Origin of the sequence: Pseudoxanthomonas jiangsuensis (assembly GCF_010093185.1) — a bacterium.
Taxonomy (GTDB): domain Bacteria; phylum Pseudomonadota; class Gammaproteobacteria; order Xanthomonadales; family Xanthomonadaceae; genus Pseudoxanthomonas; species Pseudoxanthomonas jiangsuensis.
The window spans coordinates 1-25,085 of sequence record NZ_PDWL01000027.1 but is presented as its reverse complement, the minus strand read 5'-3'; the positions used below and the strand labels follow the sequence as shown (position 1 = coordinate 25,085).

At 68.4% G+C, this 25,085-nt stretch carries 22 protein-coding genes and 1 pseudogene; 14 read left to right on the top strand and 9 right to left on the bottom strand.

All coding sequences use genetic code 11. The features are described from left to right. Positions 1–37: 37 nt before the first annotated feature. Complete coding sequence (locus tag CSC62_RS14735) at positions 38–1,183, top strand: mechanosensitive ion channel family protein (protein WP_162407447.1); 1,146 nt, start codon at positions 38–40, stop codon at positions 1,181–1,183. An 11-nt stretch (positions 1,184–1,194) separates the two neighbouring features. On the opposite strand, the gene CSC62_RS14730 is transcribed toward CSC62_RS14735, so the two are convergent. Beyond that, a complete protein-coding gene (locus tag CSC62_RS14730) occupies positions 1,195–2,808 on the bottom strand; it encodes an amidase (RefSeq protein ID WP_162407446.1) in 1,614 nt (537 codons plus the stop codon). A gap of 162 nt (positions 2,809–2,970) precedes the next feature. Beyond that, the gene (gene typA / locus CSC62_RS14725) at positions 2,971–4,800 is read right to left on the bottom strand and encodes a translational GTPase TypA (protein ID WP_162407445.1); all 1,830 of its coding nucleotides are present in this window, start codon (positions 4,798–4,800) and stop codon (positions 2,971–2,973) included. A gap of 129 nt (positions 4,801–4,929) precedes the next feature. Between typA and CSC62_RS14720 the strand changes: the two genes are divergently transcribed. The 5 genes from CSC62_RS14720 to prpE all read left to right on the top strand — a co-directional run bounded on the left by CSC62_RS14720 (position 4,930) and on the right by prpE (position 11,810). Then, complete coding sequence (locus tag CSC62_RS14720) at positions 4,930–5,424, top strand: peptidylprolyl isomerase (RefSeq protein ID WP_162407444.1); 495 nt, start codon at positions 4,930–4,932, stop codon at positions 5,422–5,424. A gap of 158 nt (positions 5,425–5,582) precedes the next feature. Continuing rightward, on the top strand, positions 5,583–5,942 hold the full coding sequence (locus tag CSC62_RS14715; protein WP_162407443.1) for a glutaredoxin family protein: 360 nt from the start codon (positions 5,583–5,585) through the stop codon (positions 5,940–5,942). An 84-nt stretch (positions 5,943–6,026) separates the two neighbouring features. After that, positions 6,027–7,010 carry a malate dehydrogenase gene (locus tag CSC62_RS14710; RefSeq protein ID WP_162407442.1) on the top strand — a complete coding sequence of 328 codons (984 nt, stop codon included), beginning with the start codon at positions 6,027–6,029 and terminating at the stop codon, positions 7,008–7,010. A 169-nt stretch (positions 7,011–7,179) separates the two neighbouring features. After that, on the top strand, positions 7,180–9,654 hold the full coding sequence (locus tag CSC62_RS14705) for a S9 family peptidase (protein ID WP_162407441.1): 2,475 nt from the start codon (positions 7,180–7,182) through the stop codon (positions 9,652–9,654). A gap of 263 nt (positions 9,655–9,917) precedes the next feature. Continuing rightward, the gene (gene prpE / locus CSC62_RS14700) at positions 9,918–11,810 is read left to right on the top strand and encodes a propionate--CoA ligase (protein WP_162407440.1); all 1,893 of its coding nucleotides are present in this window, start codon (positions 9,918–9,920) and stop codon (positions 11,808–11,810) included. An 82-nt stretch (positions 11,811–11,892) separates the two neighbouring features. Here the strand turns inward: prpE and CSC62_RS14695 are convergent, their stop codons facing one another. Then, a complete protein-coding gene (locus CSC62_RS14695; RefSeq protein WP_162407439.1) occupies positions 11,893–12,381 on the bottom strand; it encodes a hypothetical protein in 489 nt (162 codons plus the stop codon). 1,437 nt (positions 12,382–13,818) lie between these two features. On the opposite strand from CSC62_RS14695, the gene CSC62_RS14690 reads away from it, so the two are divergent. The 5 genes from CSC62_RS14690 (at position 13,819) to CSC62_RS14670 (ending at position 16,996) form a co-directional block, all read left to right on the top strand. Then, a complete protein-coding gene (locus CSC62_RS14690; protein ID WP_162407438.1) occupies positions 13,819–14,295 on the top strand; it encodes a DUF4262 domain-containing protein in 477 nt (158 codons plus the stop codon). Between the two features lie 320 nt (positions 14,296–14,615). Beyond that, positions 14,616–15,056, top strand: a complete 441-nt coding sequence (locus CSC62_RS14685; protein WP_162407437.1) for a hypothetical protein — start codon at positions 14,616–14,618, stop codon at positions 15,054–15,056. Between the two features lie 89 nt (positions 15,057–15,145). Beyond that, positions 15,146–15,454: a hypothetical protein gene (locus CSC62_RS14680; protein ID WP_162407436.1), complete on the top strand. Its 309-nt coding sequence runs from the start codon at positions 15,146–15,148 to the stop codon at positions 15,452–15,454. An 843-nt stretch (positions 15,455–16,297) separates the two neighbouring features. Further along, entirely contained in the window at positions 16,298–16,528 is a 231-nt protein-coding gene (locus CSC62_RS14675; protein ID WP_162407435.1) for a hypothetical protein, read from the top strand. Positions 16,529–16,597: 69 nt separating this feature from the next. Then, complete coding sequence (locus CSC62_RS14670) at positions 16,598–16,996, top strand: hypothetical protein (RefSeq protein ID WP_162407434.1); 399 nt, start codon at positions 16,598–16,600, stop codon at positions 16,994–16,996. A gap of 27 nt (positions 16,997–17,023) precedes the next feature. Here CSC62_RS14670 and CSC62_RS14665 read toward each other — a convergent pair. From CSC62_RS14665 to CSC62_RS14650, 4 genes and pseudogenes are all read right to left on the bottom strand, one after another. Continuing rightward, positions 17,024–17,347: pseudogene (locus CSC62_RS14665) on the bottom strand (transposase); the annotation flags it as partial. 80 nt (positions 17,348–17,427) lie between these two features. Further along, positions 17,428–18,498 (bottom strand): glycoside hydrolase family 43 protein, encoded by a 1,071-nt coding sequence (locus CSC62_RS14660; RefSeq protein ID WP_162407432.1) that lies wholly within the window; start codon positions 18,496–18,498, stop codon positions 17,428–17,430. Further along, the gene (locus CSC62_RS14655; RefSeq protein ID WP_162407431.1) at positions 18,495–19,463 is read right to left on the bottom strand and encodes an alpha/beta hydrolase; all 969 of its coding nucleotides are present in this window, start codon (positions 19,461–19,463) and stop codon (positions 18,495–18,497) included. The genes CSC62_RS14660 and CSC62_RS14655 overlap by 4 nt, the downstream gene beginning before the upstream one ends. A 150-nt stretch (positions 19,464–19,613) precedes the next feature. After that, complete coding sequence (locus CSC62_RS14650) at positions 19,614–20,855, bottom strand: citrate synthase family protein (RefSeq protein WP_162407430.1); 1,242 nt, start codon at positions 20,853–20,855, stop codon at positions 19,614–19,616. Positions 20,856–20,964: 109 nt separating this feature from the next. Between CSC62_RS14650 and prpB the strand changes: the two genes are divergently transcribed. The 3 genes from prpB to CSC62_RS14635 are packed head-to-tail and all read left to right on the top strand — an operon-like array spanning position 20,965 to position 23,677. Next, the gene (gene prpB / locus CSC62_RS14645; RefSeq protein ID WP_162407429.1) at positions 20,965–21,867 is read left to right on the top strand and encodes a methylisocitrate lyase; all 903 of its coding nucleotides are present in this window, start codon (positions 20,965–20,967) and stop codon (positions 21,865–21,867) included. 55 nt (positions 21,868–21,922) lie between these two features. Then, positions 21,923–23,080: a bifunctional 2-methylcitrate synthase/citrate synthase gene (gene prpC / locus CSC62_RS14640; protein WP_162407428.1), complete on the top strand. Its 1,158-nt coding sequence runs from the start codon at positions 21,923–21,925 to the stop codon at positions 23,078–23,080. A 36-nt stretch (positions 23,081–23,116) separates the two neighbouring features. Continuing rightward, on the top strand, positions 23,117–23,677 hold the full coding sequence (locus CSC62_RS14635; protein WP_162407427.1) for a hypothetical protein: 561 nt from the start codon (positions 23,117–23,119) through the stop codon (positions 23,675–23,677). A gap of 7 nt (positions 23,678–23,684) precedes the next feature. Here CSC62_RS14635 and CSC62_RS14630 read toward each other — a convergent pair whose 3' ends face one another. Beyond that, positions 23,685–24,296, bottom strand: coding sequence for a glutathione S-transferase family protein (locus CSC62_RS14630; protein WP_162407426.1), 612 nt, complete (start codon positions 24,294–24,296; stop codon positions 23,685–23,687). Between the two features lie 89 nt (positions 24,297–24,385). Beyond that, on the bottom strand, positions 24,386–24,841 hold the full coding sequence (locus CSC62_RS14625) for a cell wall hydrolase (protein ID WP_162407425.1): 456 nt from the start codon (positions 24,839–24,841) through the stop codon (positions 24,386–24,388). Positions 24,842–25,085 lie beyond the last annotated feature (244 nt).

Here is a 25,085-nt window from a genome sequence, read left to right as displayed (position 1 = left end):
TCAAGGTCCCGCAGCGGGGCCGTGAAAGGAGCCGCCGATGCCGGATATCGCGATCTTCGACTGGAGCGCCGCGCGCGCCTACCTCATGCCCATCGGCGGCGCGCTGCTGCTGGGCCTGCTGGTCAACCTGGTGCTGCGCCGGCTGGCGCGGCGCATCGCCAGGCGCGACTCGACCCGGGCGCGGATCGCGCAGGTGGTGATCCTGCCGCTGGCGTTCGCCTTGCCGCTGCTGTTCCTCGGCGCGGCCCTGCACGCGGTCCCGATGCCGGCCGCCCGCCTGGAGGCGTGGATGCAGGGGCTGCGCCTTGCGCTGTTCGGCTGCTTCACCTGGTTGCTGGTGCGGATCGTCGGCGCGATCGAGGCCTCGATCCTGCGCCGCAATCCGATCGAGGTCAGCGACAACCTGCACGCGCGCCGGATCCAGACCCAGACCCGGGTGCTCAGCCGGGTGGCGATGGGCGCGATCATCCTGCTCGGCGTGGCCCTGGCGCTGATGACCTTCCCGGCGGTGCGCCAGGTCGGGGCGACCCTGCTGGCCTCGGCCGGCGTCGCCGGCCTGGTCGCCGGCATCGCCGCGCGCCCGGTGTTCGGCAACCTGATTGCGGGCCTGCAGATCGCCCTGGCCCAGCCGATCCGCCTGGACGACGTGGTCATCGTCGAGGGCGAGTGGGGCCGGATCGAGGAGATCACCAGCACCTACGTGGTGGTGCGCATCTGGGACGAGCGGCGGATGGTGGTGCCGCTGGCCTGGTTCATCGAGAACCCGTTCCAGAACTGGACCCGGCGCAGCGCGCAGATGCTGGGCACCGCCTTCCTCTGGCTGGACTACCGCACGCCGATGGAGGAGGTCCGGGTGGAACTGGAGCGGATCTGCCGCGACGACCCGCGCTGGGACGGGCGGGTGTGCATCGCCCAGGTCACCGAAACCGGGGAGCACGTGATGCAGGTGCGCCTGCTGGTGAGCGCGCGCGACTCGGGCGCGGCCTTCGACCTGCGCTGCGCGGTGCGCGAGCGCATGATCGGCTTCCTCGCCCGGCGCCATCCGTACGCCTTGCCGCGGTTGCGGGCGGAGATCGGCCGCGAGGATCCCGGCGCGGGCGGCCGTGCCGCCGCCGACGCGGTTCCCGACTCGCCGCGGGCCGAAGATGCCGATGACGACGGTGCGCCTGCCGTAGCGGTCTAGCGCGGCAGGCGTCAGGGCGTGGCGGGCGGGGCCCGGTCGCCCGCCAGCAGGGCCGGTGGTGGGCGCCGCGCGCGGGTGAGCTGTTCGTAGGCGTAGCCGATCTGCAGCAGCCTGGCCTCGCTCCAGGCCGGGCCGATGAAGGTCAATCCAAGAGGCAGGCCCTGGCTCTGGCCCATCGGCACGGTGAGCGCGGGATAGCCGGCGACGGCGGCCGCGCCGTAGCCGGCGCCGGGGAAGGCCGCGTCCCCGGCCGACAGCGGCCAGGCCACGCCCGTCGTCGGCGCGACCAGTACATCGAGCTTCTGCGCCCGCAGCGCCGCGTCGATGCCTTCAGCACCGGCCAGGCGGCGCGCGCGCATCCGCGCGGCGATGTAGCCGGGCGAGGCCAGGTCGCCGCGGCTGGCGGCCTGTTCGAACAGTTCCTGGCCGAAGTGCGGCATCACTCGCTCGGCGTGTTCGCGGTTGTAGGCGATCAGCTCGTCCAGGGTGGTGAGCGGAGCCTGGTTCTTTTGCAGGTAGCGTTCGACGCCGGCCTTGAACTCGTGCAGCAGCACTTCCAGCTCGTCGTCGTGCCACTGGTCCTGGGTCGGGATCGCCGCGTCGACCACGACCGCGCCGGCTTCGCGCAGGGTCGCCGCCGCGCGCTCGGTCGCGGCCGCGACCTCGGGCGAGATCGCCATGCGGTCGCGCAAAAGGCCGACGCGCACGCCGCGCAGGCTGCCTTCGCGCAGGCGCGCGGCGTAGTCGAAGGCGGCGAGGGTGCTGTTGTCGGCGGTGGCCGGGTCCTGCGGGTCGCGGCCGGCGATGACGGCCAGCAGCAGGGCGGCGTCCTCGACGCTGCGGGTCATCGGGCCGGCGCTGTCCTGGCTGAAGGAGATGGGCACGATGCCGTCGCGGCTGACCAGGCCCACGGTGGGCTTGAGCCCGACCAGGCCGTTCATCGCCGCCGGGCAGAGGATGCTGCCGTCGGTCTCGGTGCCGATGCCGGCCGCGGCCAGGTTGGCCGCCACCGCCACCGCGCTGCCGGAACTGGAGCCGCAGGGCGAGCGGTCCAGCGCGTATGGGTTGCGGGTCTGGCCACCGCGCGAGCTCCAGCCGGAGACCGGATGGGTGGAGCGGAAGTTGGCCCACTCGCTGAGGTTGGCCTTGCCCAGGATCACCGCGCCGGCCTCGCGCAGGCGCTGGACCAGGAAGGCGTCGCGCCCGGGACGGAAGCCGGCCAGGGCGAGCGAACCGGCGCTGGTGGCCATCGGCGTGGCGTCGATGTTGTCCTTGAGCACGATCGGGATGCCGTGCAGCGGGCCGCGCACGCGGCCGGCGCGGCGCTCGGCGTCGCGCTCGGCCGCTTCGGCGCGTGCGCGCGGGTTGAGCTCGAGGTAGGCGTTCAGGCGCGGGCCGTTGCGGTCCAGGGCGACGATCCGCGCCAGGTAGGCCTGGACCAAGGCGTGGCTGCTGGTCTCGCCGCGGGCCATGGCGGCCTGCAGGTCGGCGATGTCGGCTTCGGCGTAGGCGAAGGCCTCCGCGGCCGGGACGGCCGGCGGGGGCGTGTCGGGCTCCGGTTGGGGGCGGCAGGCCGAGGCGGCGCAGCACAGGCCGGCCGCGAGCAGCCAGGCGGTCGAGCGCATCCAGTTCCTCCCCGGGGGCGTGCCGCCCGAGCCTACGTCGCGAGCGCCGTCGTGGCAACGCTGCGTAGGGAGTTTCGCCCGTCGACAACGCGAAACGCCGGCGCGGGGCCGGCGTTTCGCGGATCGTTTCCGGTGCGCGCCGCGGCGGCGGCGCGGGCGCGATCAGGCCGCGCGCGAGGCGCGCTTGCGGTCGCTCTCGGTCAGCATCTTCTTGCGCAGGCGGATCTCCTTCGGGGTGACCTCGACCAGCTCGTCGTCCTCGATGAAGTCCAGGGCCTGTTCCAGCGAGAACTTGATCGCCGGGGTCAGCTTGATCGCGTCGTCCTTGCCCGAGGCGCGCATGTTGGTCAGCGGCTTGGTCTTGATCGCGTTGACGGTCAGGTCGTTGTCCTTGGAGTGGATGCCGACCAGCTGGCCCTCGTACACGTTGTCGCCCTCGGCGGCGAACAGGCGGCCACGCTCTTCCAGCGGGCCCAGGGCGTAGGCGGGGGTCACGCCCGGCGCGTTGGCGATCATCACGCCGTTGATGCGCTTGGCGATCGCGCCTTGTTCCTTCGGGCCGTAGTGGTCGAACACGTGGAACAGCAGGCCCGAGCCCTGGGTCAGGGTCTTGAACTCGTTCTGGAAGCCGATCAGGCCGCGCGCCGGGATCTCGTAGTCCAGGCGCACGCGGCCCTTGCCGTCCGGCTCCATGTTCTTGAGCTGCGCCTTGCGGGTGCCCAGCTTCTCCATCACGCCGCCCTGGTGCTGCTCCTCGATGTCCACCACCAGCTGCTCGATCGGCTCCATCAGCTGGCCGTCGATCTCCTTGATGATCACCTCGGGGCGCGAGACGGCCAGTTCGTAGCCCTCGCGGCGCATGTTCTCGATCAGCACCGACAGGTGCAGCTCGCCGCGGCCGGAGACCAGGAACTTGTCGGCGTCGGGCAGCTGCTCCACGCGCAGGGCCACGTTGTGGACCTTCTCGCGGTCCAGCCGCTCCTTGAGCTGGCGGCTGGTCAGGAACTTGCCGCCGGACAGGTCCTTGTTGCCGGCGAACGGCGAGTTGTTGACCTGGAAGGTCATCGAGATGGTCGGCTCGTCCACGGTCAGCGCCGGCAGCGCCTCGGGGGTGTCCAGGGCGCAGACGGTGTCGGAGATGGTCAGCTCCTGGATGCCGGAGATGGCGACGATGTCCCCGGCCTGGGCCTCCTCGACCTCAATCCGCTCCAGGCCCATGAAGCCCAGCACCTGCAGGACCTTGCCCTGGCGCTTCTTGCCCTCGCGGTCGATCACGATGACCGGCTGGTTCTTCTTCACCTTGCCGCGCTGGATCCGGCCGATGCCGATCACGCCGACGAAGTTGTTGTAGTCCAGCTGGCTGATGCGCATCTGGAACGGGCCGTCGGCCTCGACCTGCGGGGCCGGCACGTGCTGCATGATCGCCTCGTACAGCGGGACCATGTCGCCGGAGCGGACGTCGTCGGTCAGGCCGGCGTAGCCGTTCAGGCCGGAGGCGTAGACGATCGGGAAGTCCAGCTGCTCGTTGGTCGCGCCGAGCTTGTCGAACAGGTCGAACACCTGGTCGATCACCCAGTCCGGGCGCGCGCCGGGGCGGTCGACCTTGTTCACCACCACGATCGGGCGGAAGCCCATCGCGAAGGCCTTCTGGGTGACGAAGCGGGTCTGCGGCATCGGCCCGTCCATCGCGTCGACCAGGATCAGGACCGAGTCGACCATCGACAGCACGCGCTCGACCTCGCCGCCGAAATCGGCGTGGCCGGGGGTGTCGACGATGTTGATGCGGTTGCCGTTCCAGGTGATGGCGGTGTTCTTGGCCAGGATGGTGATGCCGCGTTCCTTTTCCTGGTCGTTGCTGTCCATCACCCGCTCGGCCAGCACGGTGCGCTCGGACAGGGTGCCGGACTGCTTGAGCAGCTGGTCGACGAGGGTGGTCTTGCCGTGGTCGACGTGGGCGACGATGGCGATGTTGCGCAGGTTTTCGATGGACATGGGATTCTGGGATCGTGAAAACGCACCCAGGTACCCCCTTCGAAGGGGCAAGGCGCGAGTGAGGGGCGAAAAGGAAGCGCGCTATCATAACCGGTCTACCGGCCCATCCGGGCATCTGGAGCTGAATACATGAGCCTGACCGCGATTTTCGACACCGCCCGCGGCTCGATCCGGGTCGAGCTGCTGCCCGAGAAGGCCCCGCTGACCGTGGCCAACTTCGTCAACCTGGCCCAGCGCGGCTTCTACGACGGCCTGAACTTCCACCGGGTCATCGGCGATTTCATGATCCAGGGCGGCTGCCCCGAGGGTTCCGGCCGCGGCGGCCCGGGCTACCGCTTCGAGGACGAGACCGACAACGGCGTGCGCCACGAGCGCGGGGTGCTGTCGATGGCCAACGCCGGCCCGAACACCAACGGCAGCCAGTTCTTCATCACCCACGTCGCCACCCCGCACCTGGACGGCCGCCACACCGTGTTCGGCAAGGTGGTCGAGGGCCTGGACGTGGTCGATGCGGTGGCCCAGGGCGACAAGATCAACTCGGTGAAGATCGAGGGCGATGCGGCGGCGGTGCTGGCGGCCAAGGCCGACCGCGTGGCGGAGTGGAACCGCTACCTGAGCGCCTGAGCGATCCGCACGGACCTATCCCGGCCCCCGGTGCCTGCGCGCACGGGGGCCGCGGGGCCCGCGAATCCAGACCGTTTCACCTGCCAGCATTCCCGGCCGGCCGGGACCCGCGTGATAAAATCGCCGGCCTCGACGACCGGCCCTGCGACGACGGACCCATGCGCATCCTCGGCTTCCTGTTGATCCTCGGCCTTGCCGGCGGGCTGTACGCCGCATGGACGAAGACCCGCGCCCCGGGGCTGCAACCGGACGACCCGCGCCTGCTCACCGGCGAACAGGGCATCGTGATGCTGGCCGCCGAATGGTGCGGCTACTGCCGCAAGCAGCAGGGCGACTTCGAGCGCGCCGGCGTGCGCTACCAGGTGCTGGACATCGACGCCGAGGACGGCGACCGCGCCATGCGCGCGCTGGGCGCCCGCGGCGTGCCGGTGACCGTGATCGGCCAGGCCGTGGTCCGCGGCTACGACACCGCCGCCTTGGACCAAAGGCTGAGTCCGCTGGGCTACGACGTCTATTAACCTGCGCGGCGCCGCGAGCCCGAAGCCAGCGCCCGCCACGCATCCTTTCCGCTCCGCAACACCCCACCGAAGGACCCTCCACCGATGAAGACCCCCGTTCGAGTAGCCGTGACCGGCGCCGCCGGCCAGATCGGCTACGCCCTGCTGTTCCGCATCGCCTCCGGCGAGATGCTGGGCAAGGACCAGCCCGTGATCCTGCAGCTGCTGGAGCTGCCGATGGAGAAGGCCCAGGCCGCGCTCAAGGGCGTGATCATGGAGCTGGAGGACTGCGCGTTCCCGCTGCTGGCCGGCATCGTCGGCACCGACGACCCGGAAGTGGCGTTCAAGGACGCCGACGTCGCCCTGCTGGTCGGCGCGCGCCCGCGCGGCCCGGGCATGGAGCGCAAGGACCTGCTGCTGGAGAACGCGAAGATCTTCACCGCCCAGGGCGCGGCCCTGAACAAGGTCGCCTCGCGCGACGTGAAGGTGCTGGTGGTCGGCAACCCGGCCAACACCAACGCCTACATCGCGATGAAGTCGGCGCCGGACCTCAAGCCGGAGAACTTCACCGCCATGCTGCGCCTGGACCACAACCGCGCGCTGAGCCAGCTGGCCGCCAAGGCCGGCGTGGCCGTGGGCGAGATCGAGAAGCTGGTGGTGTGGGGCAACCACAGCCCGACCATGTACCCGGACTACCGCTTCGCCACCGCCAATGGCGTGTCGCTGAAGGACAAGATCAACGACGCCGACTGGAACGCCAACGAGTTCATTCCGAAGGTGGGCAAGCGCGGCGCGGCGATCATCGAGGCCCGCGGCCTGTCCTCGGCCGCCTCGGCCGCCAACGCCGCCATCGACCACGTGCGCGACTGGGTGCTGGGCAGCAACGGCAAGTGGGTGACGATGGGCATTCCGTCGGACGGTTCCTACGGCATTCCGGAGGGCGTGATCTTCGGCGTCGCGGTGACCACCGAGAACGGCACCTACACCCGGGTCAAGGACCTGCCGGTCGACGCCTTCAGCCAGGCCGCGATCGACAAGACCCTGGCCGAGCTGGAAGAAGAGCGCGCCGGCGTGGCGCACCTGCTCTGATCCGGCACAGGTCGGATGCGTGAATGAGAGGGCGGCTGAAGCCGCCCTCTTTTTTGCCTTCGCCTCGGAGGCGCATGGCCATGACCGATGGCACATGTGCGCCCAGGGCCTGCAAACGCGGTGTTTTCACGTGTTACGTTCCCGTGACTTCAGCTCTGCGGGGAAAGGCATGCACGCGACACGGCGACCCTTGGCGATGGCGGTACTCCTGGGCGGGGCGCTCGCCTTGCCCGCGCTGGCCGCCGATGGTGGTTACCTGCAGCCGCCCGAACCGCTGCTGGGGGTGATGCGCACGCCGCTCAACCCGACCCCGGCGATCGACCCCACCGGCACCCGCGCCCTGCTGGTGCAGCAGTCGCTGTACCCGCCGGTCGAGCGGGTGGCCGAGCCCTACCTGAAGCTGGCCGGCGTGCGGGTCGAGCCGCGCAACCACAGCCGCCATGACCGCTCCAGCGGCTACGGCATCCGCACCTGCCTGGAGGGCTTCAGCCTGCTCGACCTGGCCAGCGGCGCGCAGATCCCGGTGGCGCTGCCGGCCGGCGCCTGCCCGGGGATGCCGGCCTGGTCGCCGGACGGCCAGCGCTTCGCCTTCGACAACACCACCGATGCTGGGGTGGAACTGTGGGTGGGCGAGGTCGCCAGCGGCACCGTACGCCGGATCGAGGGCGTGCGGCTCAACACCATCCTCGGCAGCGAGGTGCAGTGGCTGGGCGCGGGCCAGGCGCTGCTGGTCAAGCAGGTGCCGCAGGGCCTGGGGCCGGCGCCGCAGAAGGCCGCGGTGCCACCGGGGCCGGAGATCAAGGAGGCGATCGCCGGCAAGGGCGAGTCAAGCACCTACGAGGCGCGCGACACCCTGTCCGGCCCCGAGGACGAGGCGCTGTTCGACCACTACGCCACCGCCCAGCTGGCGACCGTGGACGTGGCCAGCGGCCGGGTCGCCGCGGTCGGGCAGGCGGCGGTGATCGGCGAGGTCGATGCCGCGCCCGACGGTCGCCACGTGCTGGTGCAGACGCTCAAGCGCCCGTATTCCTACGTCACCACCTGGAACCGCTTCGCCCACGACCTGGCCGTGCTGGATCTGGCCGACGGCAAGGCGCGCCCGCTGGCGCAGCTGCCGGTCGCCGACCGGGTGCCGGTGCGCGGCGTGCCGACCGGCCCGCGCAGCCACGGCTGGCGCGCCAACCAGCCGGCCACCCTGGTCTGGGCCGAGGCCCTGGACGGCGGCGACTGGAAGGCCGAGGTGCCCGCCCGCGACCGGCTGATGAGCCTGGCCGCGCCGTTCACCGCCAAGCCGCGCGAGGTCGCGCGGCTGAAGCAGCGCTACGCCGGCATCGCCTGGTTCGCCGACGGCGGCCGCGCGCTGACCTACGAGTACGACGCCAACCGCAACTGGCAGACCACCACCCTGGTGGACGTGGACCGTCCCGGCCAGCCCGGCCGCGTGCTGTGGGACCTGTCCACCGACGAGCTGTACGCCGATCCGGGCAACCCGCAGTACCGCCGCCTGGCCAACGGCGCCTGGGTGCTGCGCGAGGAGGGCGGCGCGCTGTTCCTGAGCGGCGGCGGCGCCTCCCCACAGGGCGACCGCCCGTTCCTGGACCGCTACGAGATCGCCAGCGGCGCGACCACCCGGCTGTTCCGCAGCGCGTCCGACGCCTACGAGAGCTTCGTCGGCTTCGCCGCCGGCGACACCTCGCGGCTGCTGACCTGGCACCAGTCGCCGCTGGATCCGCCGAACCTCTACCTGCGCCGCCTCGGCGAAGCGGTGGCCGAAGCGGCCGAGGGCGAGGCCGCCATGGCCTCCACGCCCGCCGCGCTGACCCGCTTCCCCGATCCCACGCCGCTGGTGCGCGGAGTGAAGAAGCGACTGGTGACCTACACGCGCAAGGACGGCGTGGACCTGTCGTTCACCCTGTACACCCCGCCCGGCTACCAGGAGGGCACGCGCGTGCCGGCGATCCTGTACGCCTATCCGGCCGACTACGCCGATCCGTCCAAGGCCGGCCAGATCAGCGGCTCGGAGCAGACCTTCACCCGCCTGGCCAACTACCGCCTGCTGCTGCTGGCCGGCTACGCGATCATCGACAACGCCTCGTTCCCGATCGTCGGTGACCCGAAGAACGCCTACGACACCTACCTGGAGCAGCTGGTCGCCGACGCCGAGGCGGCGGTGGACAAGGCGGTGGAGCTGGGCGTGGTCGACCGCGAACGGATCGGCGTCACCGGCCACAGCCACGGCGCGCTGATGACCGCCAACCTGCTGGCGCATACCGACCTGTTCCGCGCCGGCGTGGCCTCCAGCGGCGGCTACAACAAGACCCTGACCCCGTTCGGCTTCCAGAACGAGCGGCGTTCGTTCTGGGCCGCGCCCAAGGTCTACGACCAGGCCTCGGCGTTCTTCCACGCCGACAAGATCGACGAGCCGCTGCTGATCGTGCACGGCAGCGACGACGCCAATCCCGGCACCGAATCGACCCAGTCGCCGCGCCTGTTCCAGGCCATCCGCGGCAACGGCGGCACCACCCGCCTGGTGATGCTGCCGTTCGAGCCGCACTGGTACACCGCGCGCGAATCCAACGAGCATTTCGTCGCCGAGATGCTGGCCTGGTTCGACCGCTACGTGAAGGACGCGCCGCCGTTGTAGGAGCCGGTCTTGCCGGCGACCGCCATCGCGGACGCATCGCAGGCAACCGGTTTCACGCAAACGCGTCCAATATGGCGGTCGCCGGCAAGACCGGCTCCTACAGGGGGCGGCCGCATTGACGACCCCGATCAACCTTTCGCGAAGCGCAACGCCGGGGAAACCCGGCGTTTGCCGTTCCAGGCCACGGTTTTTCGACCAAGGTCTTAACGCCGCCCGTCCCGCCCGGGTCTAGCCTTCGGCCTACCTACCGGGAGGGCAGGCAGATGCGTTACGAAGACTTCCACCGGCGTTCGATCGAACAGCCGGAAGCGTTCTGGGCCGACGCCGCCAAGGCCATCGACTGGCACACCCCGCCGCAGGCGATCCTGGAATACGACACGCCTCCGTTCCGGCGCTGGTTCGCCGGCGGCACCACCAACCTGTGCCACAACGCCGTGGACCGCCACCTGGACGCGCGCGGCGAACAGCTGGCGCTGGTGGGCTGGTCCTCGGAAACCGGCCAGGTGCGCGAGCTGAGCTACCGCCAGCTGCACCGCGAAGTGAACGTGTTCGCCGCGGTGCTGCGCTCGCTGGGCGTGGGCAAGGGCGAGCGGGTGGTGATCTACATGCCGCACACGGTCGAGGCGGCCATCGCGATGCTCGCCTGCGCCCGGATCGGCGCGATCCACTCGGTGGTGTTCGGCGGCTTCGCCGCGCACAACCTGGCCCTGCGCATCGACGATGCCAAGCCCCGGGTGCTGGTCTGCGCCGACGCCGGCATCCGCGGCGGCAAGGTGATCCCGTTCAAGCCGCTGGTGGACCAGGCCCTGGCGCGCGCCCAGCACCCGCCGGCGCACGTGCTGGTGGTCAACCGCGGGCTGGCGGCCGACCTGCCGCTGCAGCCCGGCCGCGACCTGGAATACGGCCCGCTGGCCGCGCAGCACGCCGACGCCGAAGTGCCGGTGGAATGGCTGGAATCCAACGAACCCAGCTACATCCTCTACACCTCCGGCACCACCGGCAAACCCAAGGGCGTGCAGCGCGACGTCGGCGGCTATGCCGTGGCCCTGGCCCTGTCGATGTGGGCGATCTACGACATCCGCCCGGGCCAGGTGATGTTCTCCACCTCCGACATCGGCTGGGTGGTGGGCCATTCCTACAACGTCTACGGCCCGCTGATCGCCGGCGCCACCTCGATCCTCTACGAAGGCCTGCCGACCTCGCCCGACCCCGGCATCTGGTGGCGGATCTGCGAGAAGTACGGCGTGCGCACCATGTTCTCCTCGCCCACCGCCGTGCGCGTACTCAAGAAGCAGGACCCGCAGTGGCTGCGCAGCTGCGACCTGTCGCAGCTGCAGTACCTGTTCCTGGCCGGCGAGCCTTTGGACGAGCCCACCGCGGACTGGATCACGACCGCCCTGGGCAAGACCGTGATCGACAACTACTGGCAGACCGAGACCGGCTGGCCGGTACTGACCCTGATGCCGGGCGTGGAGATGAAGCCGGTCAAGCTCGGCTCGCCCGGCCTGCCGGCGCCTGGCTACCGGCTGCGGGTGATCGACGAGAACAGCGGCCAGGACGTCGGCCCCGGGCAGAAGGGCGTGCTGGCGATCCAGCCGCCGTTGCCGCCGGGCTGCCTGAGCACGGTGTGGGGCAACGACGAGCGTTTCATCGCCAGCTACTTCAGCCACTTCAAGGAACAGCTGTACAGCTCGCTGGACTGGGCGATCCGCGATGCCGACGGCTACACCTTCATCCTCGGCCGCACCGACGACGTGATCAACGTCGCCGGCCACCGCCTGGGTACCCGCGAGATCGAGGAGTCGGTGTCCAGCCACCCGGCCGTGGCCGAGGCCGCGGTGATCGGCGTGCAAGACGCGATCAAGGGCCAGGTGCCGGTGGTGTTCGCCACCCTCAAGCGCAGCGACGGCGACGCGGCCGAAGCGGCGGCGCAGATGATGCGCACCGTGAGCGAACAGCTGGGCGCGGTGGCGCGGCCCTCGCGCGTGTACGTGGTCAACGCATTGCCGAAGACCCGCTCGGGCAAGCTGTTGCGGCGCTCCTTGCAGGCGCTGGCCGAGCAGCGCGATCCGGGCGACCTGTCGACCCTGGACGACCCGAACGCGCTGGAGGAAGTGAGGCGCGCGCTGGAGCGGGGCGCGGACGCGGGGGCGTAGCGCCATCGCTCCGGCGCAGGCACAAAAAAGAATGCCCCGGCGGGGCCGGGGCATCCTCCACGACTTCACGCACCCGCGCCGATCAGGCCGGCGCCGTCGCCTCCGCCGGCGGCGCTGCCGCCGGCTCGCCGCGCCGGCTGCGGAAGCGCGCCGACAGCGCCTGCCGCAGCCCGTCCAGGCCCGCACTGCGACCCGACACCTTCAGCACCGCATAGCCTTCCAGCGAAGCGGTCATCAGGTCGCTGCCCAGCGCCATCTCCGTGTGCTCCATCAGCTCCTGCAGCCGGCCCACGCGCCGCAGCCGCGGACGCAGCGCATCGAGCGCGGCCAGGTCGCCGCGGTAGGCGTCCAGGTCGAAATTGCGCGGCAGCACCTGCGCATGCTCGGAGAAGGCCGTCACCGCCTGCCGGCAGAACGCCTCGGACTTGTCGCCGATCTTGGTCAGGTCGCGGCGCTGGCCCGGGTCCAGCCCCTTCAGCGGTGCCAGCTCGGCTTCCAGCGTCGCCAATGCCGCGTCGATCGCGGCCAGGCTTTCGGCGGAGAAATTCAGGTCGATCAGGTTCTGGCTCATGGCAACAGGCTTCCTTGTCGATGGCGCCGGCCGGAGTGCCGGCGCGCACACGCTGGCGCGACATGCGGGGAGCGGCCACCGGGAAAATGCCCAGCGGCGTATAGGAAAATTCCGATTGCATGCTGGGAAGCCCCAAGGGCGGCGCCATGAGCCTGGAATGCGGGGCGGAAAAGCCCCGGGGCCGTGGCTGGGGAGCCATGTGATCGGAGCAAAAAGGTCCGACGTCGATGCAAACGCGCATCGACGGCGAAGCAGGAAGCCCCGGCGCCGCTGCATTGCAGCAGCGCCGTCGGGGCGGAAAAGGGCGGCGCCGGAGCCCGGCAGCCTCGTGGCCGGTGCGTTGAATGTCGTCGCCGATGCGGAACGCCCCGTGCCCGGCACTTCGAGCTGCGAAGGCCAGGCTCAGCGTTGAAAGTGGCGGGGTAGGGCTGTAGCGTGGCCTTCACGCGCCAGGGAAGCGGCGGGATTAGGCACATGGATTACGCACCAACGTCCACCCGGGAGCGTGCGGCATTTGAGCGGACGGGTGGCGAGTGGAGGTTTGCGTGGGCTTATGTGTATGGGATATGCGTCATAATTTCATCGAATAGGTGTTAGGCGGCACAGCATGGACTTCCGCACTTCAGGATTCGAACTCCGACTTTTCAGACTGGCTCTACTCATTTCGCTGCTCGCTAGCGGCTGCGCTCACCAATCGGTCAAACCTGAGTTGGAGCCAAGGAAATTCTCGCGAGAGATTGGACTTGCCGGCTGTGAGGTTTCCGTGCCACTGAGCCGCGATGAGACACTAGACTTTGCCCGTAGGCTTGGCGCTCCCGATCTGGCAGCCTCACCTGAATGGACCGAGGCAATTGCACTCACTGGGCCGGGAGATCACGTGCGTCACGTCTATTGCCCCAAGAACACCGACAACTTTTTTGGCGTCTTCCGTGGCAAATCCGTCTTGTTCAAGTTCGGTAGCTTTATCTATGACTAGCATGCGAGTGCCGCCTAACAATTCATTCAAGCCGAACCCGCTTCGCGGGTCGGCTTAATTCAGGCGTTAGGCCGCTTATGGGCACTGCCACGATCTCAAGAAGACTCTCGCTGACTGGATGGCTTCTTGCCTGCCCACTTCTATTGGTTGCCGCAGTTCTTGTATTGCCTCAGTTCAACCGTCTCTACGGCGCGCGCTTGGAGGGGTTAGTTCTTCTGGCGCTGCTGGCCTCGCCTCTACTTGGCGTAGTCGGAATCTATCGCAACATGCAGTTCACGCGGTCGGCTCGCTTCATGCTATCGATCCTATATTCGGGCTTTGCTCTTACATCGGCGTTGTGTGTTGTTATCTTTGTCGGGTGTTCTTGGGCTGGCGCGTGCTTCTAGGCGCGGCCTAACCAGTCATTCAAGCCGACGCCGCTCCGCGGCGCGGCTTAACTCAAGCGTTAGGTGCCACTAGAGATGGTTCGCACTTCAGGCGACGACAAGAGCGAGCAAAAGGTCATTGATGACATTGCCGACTATGGCTGGCACTGCGTCAACATCATGGCTGACGGTGAGCTACCTCCGTACTCCTTTACCGTGGGCTTGTTCCAAAGCTTCGGCCATCCCGAACTCATCATCTTCGGCCTCAGGTCTGAGATCGCGCATCAAATCCTAACCATTGCGGCGGACGCGGCCAGAGCCGGTACTCCGCTTGACCTGACACGTCCCACAGACGCTTTGCTCAACAACTATTCCTGCTGCTTTGTTGAGGTTCCGCTCACGCAGTACCACGACCACGTCGGGTTTTGCCGGTGGTACTACCAAGGCAGTTCTTTCCCGCTCTACCAGGTTGTGTGGCCTTCCCAGGCTGGCCTGTTCCCGTGGCATCATCAGGCCACACCGGAGTTTAGGTCCATTCAACCGGTCCTCTCGGAGGCGTCGGGTGGCACCTAACAATTCATTCAAGCCGATGCCGCTTCGCGGCACGGCTTAACTCAAGCGTTAGGCACTTCAGGGGACTTGTTGTGAGTGATGCTGTAAAGCCAGAAAAAATCACAAAACCAATCCAGCTTCTAGGTGCATGGCTTGCTGGCCTGCTTGCCATTGACTCTTGCTTTCTAATCGCCGCCTCGCGGATGCCTACAGACTCTTGGGAGATGAGAGCTCTCGTAGTCGCTGCAATTTTTAATGTCCCATTGTTTCTCTTGGCTGTTTTCCTACTCCAGACAAAGTTCCGTCCGGAGATGCAAGAGGACTCTTACTACGCTACATACTTGAGCAGCAAAACCAACGAGCGAATTGTTGTTACAAAAGACGATGCGCGAATTGCAATCATCGCGCAGCGGATCGCGGAGATCGAATCACGCTTGCCGCCGTTGCAGATTACGTCGACCGACTCGGACTCATCGGCGCTGAAGAACATCAAGATTGGAGTGAATGAGTTCCTGCAGGACCGGGACGCAATCGGGAGCCGTCTTGCCCAATTGGGAGTGGTTGGCTACTCCACGTTTAGCGGTCTCAAGGCGCCGGACCAACGCGCTGTGGCGGTGTCCCAATACCTTCCAAATGAAACCCGTGACTACATCATTCGCCTAGCGGGTGAACTTGGTTTCAAGCATTACACAATCTTCGACAACGTTGAGGAAGAAGCGGAGGAGGAAGTCCTCTTCGGCTCTTACGGCGGATCGTTACGAACCATCGCAAGAAGTGCCTAACAATTCGTTCAAGCCGAACCCGCTTCGCGGGTCGGCTTAACTCAGGCGTTAGGCAGGCATGTCGAGTTGCGTCTTTGGATGGGAAAGTTATGAAGATATCTAGGCACGGCTCCGGTGCAAACTACGGCTCAAGGGAGGCGCACTTTCCTGACCCAAAGTTTTCCTGGAGTGAAGGTGATGCTGTTTTGCAGGTCAAGCAAAGTCGTGTCAGGGACTTCAACACCTACGCAGACCACAACTATGTGGTTTCTATCAGCGTGGACGAGTTCATCAACCTGCTCCAGGTCCTTGCAGGTGCAGCCATGCAGGATCCTGCGCGGTTCGCTCCAGCTCTTGCCAATGCTCTTCCGGCAATCACTCAGTTGCAGGCCGTCGGTGCGGGTATCGTGCGCGCCTAACAAATCATTCAAGCCGACGCCGCTTCGCGGCGCGGCTTAATTCCGGCGTTAGGCCCGTGCAGACACATCGTGAAATCTCGAAGTCATCTACTGGCCGCTTCGCCGTTGAGGCGGAGCCCGTAGAAGTGCGCAACTCTCACTGGGTATACCGGTTTCGCCTAGTTGATTGCTCAAGGAGCGAAGTCATCTGGGCGCCGCTGGATGGCCGGTGGTCTCTTGATTCCGCCACTTGGCATACCGATGCAGAGGTCCAACTAGTGTTGCGGAAGTACCCGGGCGATCACCGCCCGACCGAGGTCAAGGCGCGCGTAAACTGCGCGGAGAGAACTGCACGCATTGAGCGCACTGTTTTTCCCTTAGCACAGTTGGAGCCCGAACTGGATGCGGTTTTAGTCCCGCCGACAAGGGCCTAACAATTCATTCAAGCCGAGCCCGCTTCGCGGGCCGGCTTAACTCAGGCGTTAGACGCTATGCACAAATGGCAGCAGGTTGGGATCACGATGGACGGCCAAGCGTTTCGCGTTGGCGGACTCAACGTATGGTCTTATAGCTGGTCACGAATTTCGGGCGACGCCATCGAGCTTCCGCACCCTTCGCACCCTCAAGAGCTTCACAAGATGTGGCAATACGAGATCAGCGATGGCGCAAAGACCGTGCAGTTCGCTGCAGGCGAGCTTTCAGCTGGCGTGTGGGGGTTCTATGTACGCGCCTAACAATTCATTCAAGCCGAACTTGCTTCGCAAGTCGGCTTAATTCAAGCGTTAGGCCGCGGGAGCAACATCAATGGTCGTTGTAGATCACGAGCCCCATGCATGGTTCCTGTTGCGAGATGGAATTGGCTACGTGCTTGACGTGAACTGCAGCCAATCCTTTGTCAGCTTTTCCGCCGTCCTTCGCCTCACGCCGGATGAGGTGACCCGGATTGATGCTCTTGGGCACAAGGCCACGGATGATCTGGCCCGCTCCATTCAGTACCGCCAAGGCACGTATTCCACGCGCTGCGGTGACCCGGCCTTGGAGGCGGCATCATTGAGCGCAATCAAGGGGTGGCAGGCCAATCGGCCCGCTGCCTAACAGTTCATTCAAGCCGACGCCGCTTCGCGGCGCGGCTTAATTCCGGCGTTAGACCACAGGAGAGGCATCATGGAAGGTCTACTCAAGAGCATACTGGCAGGCACTTTTTCCGGGGTCTTCACGGGCGGCCTGGCGGTCCCGGCGATAGGCGTCACTGCCGCTATAGCCATGCCAGCTGGATGGTCCGTCACTCTATGGGACGCTCTCATAGTGTTCGGCCTAGGCGCTTTCCTGCCGGCTTTGATCATCCACTCCTCTGCGCTGCTCATTACGCGGGCTAACGCACTGAACGCGCTCGCCAGCTTCTGCGTTGCAGTGATCGCCACTACTGCTCTCACCTCCGGCCTGACTTACGCGGGTAACGCACTCGCCGCATTTATGGTCGGCGCGATTGCAGCCACACTTTTAACCAGCACTCTGTGGTCTAACAATTCATTCAAGCCGAACCCGCTTCGCGGGTCGGCTTAGTTCAGCAACTGTCTTGAAGCATGCCGCTCAAGCCAGCGCCAGACCCACGCTCCGCAGCTCGTCGCGCCGCCTGGCATTGATGATCCCCAGCAGCTTCCGCATGCACGCGACCAGCGCCACCTTGCCGAGCTTTCCGCGGGCCCTGAGCTGTTGGTAGTGCGCCTTCATCATCGGATCCCAGCGCACGGCCGAGAGCGTGGCCATGTAGAGCGCGACGCGGACCGGGGCGGGGCCGCCGCGGATCCTTCGCTTGCCCTGGCCCTGTCCGCTGTCGCGATTCATCGGCGCCACGCCGGTGAGCTTGGCGATCTGCCTGCGGTCCAGATGTCCAAGCTCGGGCAACAGCGCGAGCACGGTGGCCTGGAACACGGCCCAAGCCCCTTGCTCGAGCGGATCGGGGAAGCTTACGCGGCGAGTCCTGGGCGCAGGCCTCACCGCGGCGGCGGCACCGATACGCCCGCCTCGGTCTGGACCACCGGTTTCATGGTCCCGTCGGGGTTGTACTGCAGATGCTCGACGGTGACCGCGCGCCGGCCGATCGCGCCGCTCTGGTCGCCGACGGCCAGCGCGGCGTTGTGCAGGAACAGGTACCACTGGCCCTTGAACCGGGCGATGCCGGGGTGGATGGTGAAGCTGTACTTGCCCGAGCCGGTCAGCTCGCCGCGATAGGTCCAGGGGCCCTGGATCGAGGGCGCGGTCGCGTACGACACCTTCTCGTCGCGATGCTGCGAGCGGTCCAGCGAGGCGTAGGTCAGGTAGTAGATGCCGTCGCGCTCGTGCAGCCACGGGCCTTCCTCGAAATGCGGCGGGGTGATCTCGGTGATCGGGCCGTCGATCTCGATCATGTTCGGCTTGAGCCGGGCGATGTAGCACTGGCGGTTGCCCCAGGCGATCCAGGTGGTGCCGTCATCGTCGGTGAACACGGTCGGGTCGATGTCTTCCCAGCTGTGGGTGCCCTTGGGGGTCATCGCGTTGGTGACCAGGGCCGAGCCCTTGGCGTCGACGAACGGGCCGGTGGGCGAGTCGGACACGGCCACGGCGATGGCCTTGCCCGGCTGGGTGCCGTCATGCTCGACCGCGGCATAGAACCAGTACTTGCCGTCCTTGTGGATGGCCTGGGCAGCCCAGGCGTCGGCCTTGGCCCAGCGGAAGTCGGCGACCTTCATGATCGGGCCGTGGTCGGTCCAGGTCTTCATGTCGGTCGTGGAGTAGACCAGCCACTCGCGCATGTTGAACATCTCGTCGCGCTGCGCCTCGTCGTGGCCGACATACAGGTACAGGCGCTCGCCCACCACCAGCGGGGCCGGGTCGGCGGTGAAACGGTCGCGGAACAGCGGGTTGGATCCGGGGGCTGGGGCCTCCGCGGCCTGCGCCCGGGCCTGCGGCACGGGCAGGCAGGCCAGCAGCGCGCCGAGCAGGGTGGGCGCCAGCGCCGCCGGCCACGCGCGCGTGGGTGTGCCGCGCGGCGACCGGGCCGGGGAGGGACAATGGCGGGCCTTCATCGTGCGGCCCCCGCTGCGCTGCGCGGCTTGGGCGCCATCAGCCCGTGCATGGCCATCCAGCGGGTGAAGGCATCGAACCAGCCGGTGCTGGTGGTCGGCTTCGGGTACATGCCGAACCCGTGCCCGCCGCGCTCGTAGAAGTGGAATTCGACCGGGCGGCCGGCCTTGCGCCAGCTTTCGACCAGGCCGAAGCCGCTGCCGGCGAACAGGCCGTCGTCGGCGGCGATGGCGATGAACAGCGGCGGCGCGTCGGCCGGTACGTCCAGCGGCGCCAGCGGGCCGTAGATGTCGCCGATGAAGGCCGGCCTGGCGTCCTCGCCGGCCAGGGTGGTGGCGATGGTGAGCATGGCGCCGGCGGAGAAACCGAGCATGCCGATCCGGTCCGGGTCCACGCGCCATTCGCCGGCGCGGTCGCGGACCAGGGCGAAGGCGGCGCGCGCATCGGCGATCTGCGGGCCCAGGGTGGCGATGCTCGACATCGGGTCGACCCGGTGGGCAGGCACCGGTCCGGCGAACATCTCCTGGATCGAGCGGGCGAAGCCGTCCAGATCGGCCGGGGTCTGGTGCAGCCGGTACTTGAGCACGAAGGCCGCCACGCCACGGTCGGCCAGCGCGCGGGCCACGTCCCAGCCTTCGTTCTGCATCGATAGCGAGCGGAAGCCGCCGCCGGGGGCGACGATCACCGCCGCGCCGGTGGCCTTGGCCGGGTCGGGAAGGAAGGGCGTAAGCGTGGCGACGGTGACATTGCGGGTGAACACGCTTCCGTACTGCCGGTGCCAGCTCTCGGGCACGGTCGCGCCGGGCAAAGGCCCGGTTCCCAGCTCGATGGCGTCGGGCTGCGCCGGGATGGAGATCGGCGTCATCGCATCGTCCTGCGCGCTGGCCGGCGCGCAGGCCAGCCACAGCAGGGCCGTTGCCAGCGCGGCGCGGCGGGCATGGTGCAGGAAGCGGGGTGCCCAGGTCATGGATATCGTCTCGGAGTGCCGTGCAGGCGGGATCGGCCCCGAGTCTAGGTGGCGGCCACGCGGATTTTTCGGGTGTCCCGAAATTGGAATGGCACCATGCCTATACGTGTATAGCTCGCAGCGTGGGGGGTACCCGCCTCCTGGTCGCAGTCATGCCGCCGGTGGCCGGGGCTCCCCGCCGCCACTCTCCGGCTGCACTCCCGCGTACCGCGCCCGTGGCCGGATCAGCTTCCCCTGCGCCTGCTGCTCCAGCGCATGCGCCAGCCACCCCGCCAGCCGCCCGGCGGCGAACATCGCCAGCGCGGGTTCCGCCGGCAGGCCGCAGGCGTAGCAGATCGCGGCCAGGGCGAAGTCCACGTTCGGCCGGCGGCCGCTGTGCGACTCGGCCGCGGCGATCACCGCTTCGATCAGCGGCAACGCCGCCGGTTCGACGCGTGCTGCGCGCAGCATCGCCAGCAGTTCGGTCGCGCGCGGGTCACCGTCGGGATAGAGGGCGTGGCCGAAGCCGGGCAGGTCTTCGCCGCGCGTCCAGCGGCCGGCGACCAGGCGGTCGATGTCGCTGGACTGGCGGGCGTCCTCGAGCAGGGCGTAGACGCGGGCGGTGGCGCCGCCGTGGCGGGGGCCGGACAGGGCCGACAGGCCGGCGCAGACGGTGGCGTGCAGGTGGGCGCCGGTGGAGGCGACCACGCGGGCGGCGAAGGCCGAGACGTTGAGTTCGTGGTCGGCGCACAGGACCAGGGCGGCGCGGACCAGTTCGGCGAAGGCGGCGTCGCCGGGGCGCCAGGCCTCGGCCAGCAGGCGGTGCACCGGACCGGCCGGGCGCCGGGCGACCATCAGTGCTGCGTTCTGGCGCAGCAGGGTGGCGGCCAGCGCACGGCGCGTGCCCTGGTCGGCCTGGAAGGAGTGGGGCACCTGCAGCGCGAGCAGGGGGATGACCGCCATGGCACGGGCGACCGGAGGCAGATCGGTGTCGGTGGCCAGGGCGACCACGCGCGCGGGCCAGTCGCCGGGCGGGTCGGCGAACGGGTCCTGGCTGCCGCAGTCCCAGAGCAGGCGGGCGATGTCCTCCAGGGTCGCGCCTGCGCGCACCGCGGCCACGGCCGAGCGGCCGCGGTAGTACGGGCCATCGTGACGGATCAGGGAGATCCGGGTCTCCAGCACCGGCAGGCCGCGGTCCAGGCTCTGCGCGGCGCCGCGGGCCGGGCCGCGGCCCAGGCGCTTGCGCTGGGCCAGGCGTTCGACGTCCTGGCGGCGGTAGACGCGGCTGCGGTGGTCGCGGCCGGGGCGCGATTCCAGCAGGCCGCGGCTGACGTAGGCGTACAGGGTGGCGGCGCTGATGCCCAGCAGCCGGCAGGCTTCGGAGGCGGGAATCAGGTCGGCGTCCAGGGACATATTGATCGTCCGCATCAAGATTGATCAACCGGAGACAGGGTGACACATTGCCCGTGCCGCGTGCACTCCCGCGCGCCCGCCAACCGGCCAGCCGGCCGAGGAGCCGAACATGTCCAGCCACTCCGCAGGCGCCAGCGCTTCCCCGGGCGCGAAGTTCCGCGCCGCGCTGGCCGCCGAGTCGCCCTTGCAGGTGATCGGCGCGATCAACGCCAACCATGCCCTGCTGGCGCAGCGCGCCGGCTACAAGGCCATCTACCTGTCGGGCGGCGGCGTGGCCGCCGGCTCGCTGGGCCTGCCGGATCTGGGCATCAATACGCTCGAGGACGTGCTGGTCGATACCCGGCGGATCACCGACGTGTGCGAGCTGCCGTTGCTGGTCGACATCGACACCGGCTTCGGCCCGAGCGCGTTCAACATCGAACGCACGATCAAGTCGCTGATCAAGGCCGGCGCGGCGGCCTGCCACATTGAGGACCAGGTCGGGGCCAAGCGCTGCGGCCACCGCCCGGGCAAGGAGATCGTGTCCCAGGGCGAGATGGTGGACCGGGTGAAGGCGGCGGCCGATGCGAAGACCGATGCGCAGTTCTTCCTGATCGCGCGCACCGATGCGATCCAGGTCGACGGCGTGGACGCGGCGATCGCGCGCGCCATCGCCTGCGTGGAGGCCGGCGCCGACGGCATCTTCGCCGAGGCCGCCTACGACCTGGACACCTATCGCCGCTTCGTCGACGCGGTCAAGGTGCCGGTGCTGGCCAACATCACCGAGTTCGGCAAGACCCCGCTGTTCTCGCGCGAAGAACTGGCTTCGGCCGGGGTGGCGATCCAGTTGTTCCCCTTGTCGGCGTTCCGCGCGGCCAACAAGGCCGCCGAGAACGTATACGCGGCCATCCGCCGCGACGGCCACCAGAAGGCGGTGGTCGATGCGATGCAGACCCGCGAGGAGCTGTACGACCGGATCGGCTACCACGCCTTCGAATCGAAGCTCGACGCGCTGTTCGCGGCGAAGAAATAGCACGCCTTCCCAGATACGCCTAGAAGGCCCAGGCACCAGCAACCGGAGCATTCCGATGAGCGAGACCCCGACCCCGACCTTCAAGCCGAAGAAATCCGTCGCCCTGTCCGGCACCGCCGCGGGCAACACCGCGCTGTGCACGGTCGGCCGCCAAGGCAACGACCTGCACTACCGCGGCTACGACATCCTCGACCTGGCCACCACCAGCGAGTTCGAGGAGATCGCCCACCTGCTGGTCCACGGCAAGCTGCCCAACGCGGCCGAGCTGGCCGGCTACAAGGCCAAGCTGAAGTCGCTGCGCGGCATCCCCGCGGCGGTCAAGGCCGCGCTGGAGGAGCTGCCGCCGTCGGCGCACCCGATGGACGTGATGCGCACCGGCGTATCGGTGCTGGGCTGCGTGTCGCCGGAGAAGGACGACCACAACCATCCCGGCGCGCGCGACATCGCCGACAAGCTGATGGCCTGCCTCGGCTCGATGCTGCTGTACTGGTACCACTGGAGCCACAACGGCCGCGCGATCGACGAAATGGCACCTGAGGCCGACTCCATCGGCGGCCATTTCCTGCACCTGCTGCACGGCGTGCCGCCGCGGCAGTCCTGGGTGCGGGCGATGCACACCTCGCTGATCCTGTATGCCGAGCACGAGTTCAACGCCTCCACCTTCACCGCGCGGGTGATCGCCGGCACCGGCAGCGACATGCACAGCTGCATCGCCGGGGCGATCGGTGCGCTGCGCGGGCCCAAGCACGGCGGCGCCAACGAGGTCGCGTTCGAGGTGCAGAAGCGCTACGACCATCCGGACGAGGCCGAGGCCGACATCAAGGCGCGGGTCGAGCGCAAGGAAGTGGTGATCGGCTTCGGCCACCCGGTGTACACGGTGTCCGACCCGCGCAACCAGGTGATCAAGCAGGTCGCGCGCGAGCTGTCCGACGAGCAGGCCAGCCGCAAGATGTACGACATCGCCGAGCGCCTGGAGACGGTGATGTGGGACATCAAGAAGATGTTCCCCAACCTGGACTGGTTCAGCGCGGTGAGCTACCACATGATGGGCGTGCCCACGGCCATGTTCACCCCGCTGTTCGTGATCGCCCGCACCTCCGGCTGGAGCGCGCACGTGATCGAGCAGAGGATCGACGGCAAGATCATCCGGCCCAGCGCCAACTACACCGGCCCGGAGAACCTGGCCTTCGTGCCACTCGACCGGCGGGAGTGATATCGTGGCCCCGCCGCATTTCCTGGGGGGGAAACGATGCGCGAGGGGATCTACCGCAAGACCGAGGCCGGACGGGACGAGATCCGCGACCGCAGCCGCAAGCTGCCGCCGGCCCTGAGGACCGTCCTGCTGATGACCGACGGCCAGCGCACGCTGGCCGAACTGCGCGAGGTGGCCGCCGGGGTCAAGGCCCCGGCCGACGCCTTGGAACGGTTGCTGGCCGAGGGCCTGATCGAGCCGCTGAACAGGGGGCTGGACGTGGCCGGGCTGGTCCAGGCCGCACGCCCGGGCGCGGTGCCGGCGCCGGCAGCGCCTGTCGCCGTCGCCGCGGCACCGGCAGCCGTACCGGCGAAGACGCCAGCGCCGGCCGCCGGTTCCGGCGATGCCGGCCACTACGTGCGCCTGTACGACGGCATGAGCGAGGCCGTCCGTGCCCACCTGGGCCTGCGCGGCTATTTCCTGCAGCTGAAGATCGAGCGCTGCACCGATGCGGCCTCGCTGCAGGCGGTGCTGCCCGAGCTGCGCCAGGCCCTGGCCAAGAGCAAGGGCGAGGCGTTCGCCAGCCAGTGGGAGCAGGCCCTGGCCGATCCGGCCTGAGGCCGGCTCAGGCCAGGCCTTCGGCCTTCAGCGCCTGCTGCACGCCCGGGTCGGCGTCCATGCGCGCGGCGAACGCCGCCAGGGCGTCCAGTCCGGCCAGGTCCACGCCGGTGCGGCCGGCCCAGCGCAGGGTGATGAACAGGTAGGGATCGGCGTAGCTGCGGAAGCCGGCCAGCCAGTCGCGGCCCTGCAGGCGGGCGTCGGCGGTTTCCAGCAGGCTGCGCACGCGCTTGCGGGCGGCGGCCTTGACCGCGTCGAACTGGGCCTCGTCGCCGATGTAGTTGCCCGGGCCGAAGATCGGCTTGAACGCCGGGTGCAGGTCGGAATTGACGAACGACAGCCAGCGGTTGGCCTCCGCGCGCTGGCGGGCACTGCCGTCGCCGGCCAGCCCGGCCTGGGGGAAGCGGTCGGCGATGTAGCCGACGATGGCCGCGTTCTGGGTCAGCACGAAGTCGCCGTCGACCAGGGCCGGGACCGCGCCGGCTGGGTTGATCGCCAGGTAGGCCGGGGCCTTCATCGTGGTCGCGTCCAGGACCTCCAGCTCGAACGGCTGGCCGGTCCAGCACAGGTCGATGTGGACGGCGGTCGAGCAGGCGCCGGGCTTGGTGTAGAGCTTCATACGGGGTCCTCGGGACGGGCGGGGCGCGGAAACGCGCGGGCCCGCGATTATCGCGGGCCCGGGGCGTGCCGTGGGTGGGTAGGGAGGGCTCAGGCCCGCGGCTTGAGCCGCTGCACCCGGTAGAACGTGTGGTCGCCGATGGTCGCCACCTGGTAGGCGTTGCGCCAGCTCGGGCTGGCGATGGCGTGGGCGGCGAAGTGGCTGGCGCCGGGCACGATCTCCTCGCGCTGGCCGACCGGCAGGGCCCAGTTGCGCTCGGCGCGCAGGGCGACGTCGATCGAGCGGTTCCAGGCGTCCATGTTCCGCAGCCGGGTATTGGGCGAGACGATGGTCGGGGCGAACTGCTTGCGGGCGGTGACCACGTCGCACATCGAGTCGCCCCACAGGCCGCTGTCGCGACGGCGCAGGGCCACCTCGGCCACCGCCTGCTGGCCGCGCGCGCTCTGGTCGCGGGCTTCCAGGTACACGGTGGTGCTCAGGCACAGCGAGTCGGCGGCCGGCTGCGGCAGGAGCTGCGACAGCCAGAGAATCCATGCCAGTTTCATTGTTTCTCCTTGCTCCGTCTGCGCCGACCGGGCTCCTTCCACCAACGCGGGGAGGGGAGCGCACCGGTCAAGGCGGGGCGTCATGGGGAGGCGGCCTGTCCACGGGCTGTCTCTGCTGTCTCGTATTGAACTTTATACCCGCCGACCAATAGAGGCGGTGGGGGACACGGGCTATGACCAAAAATCAACGGAGGGGACGTAGAATCACTGAAGTACATCTGTGAACATAAGAGATGACAAAAGT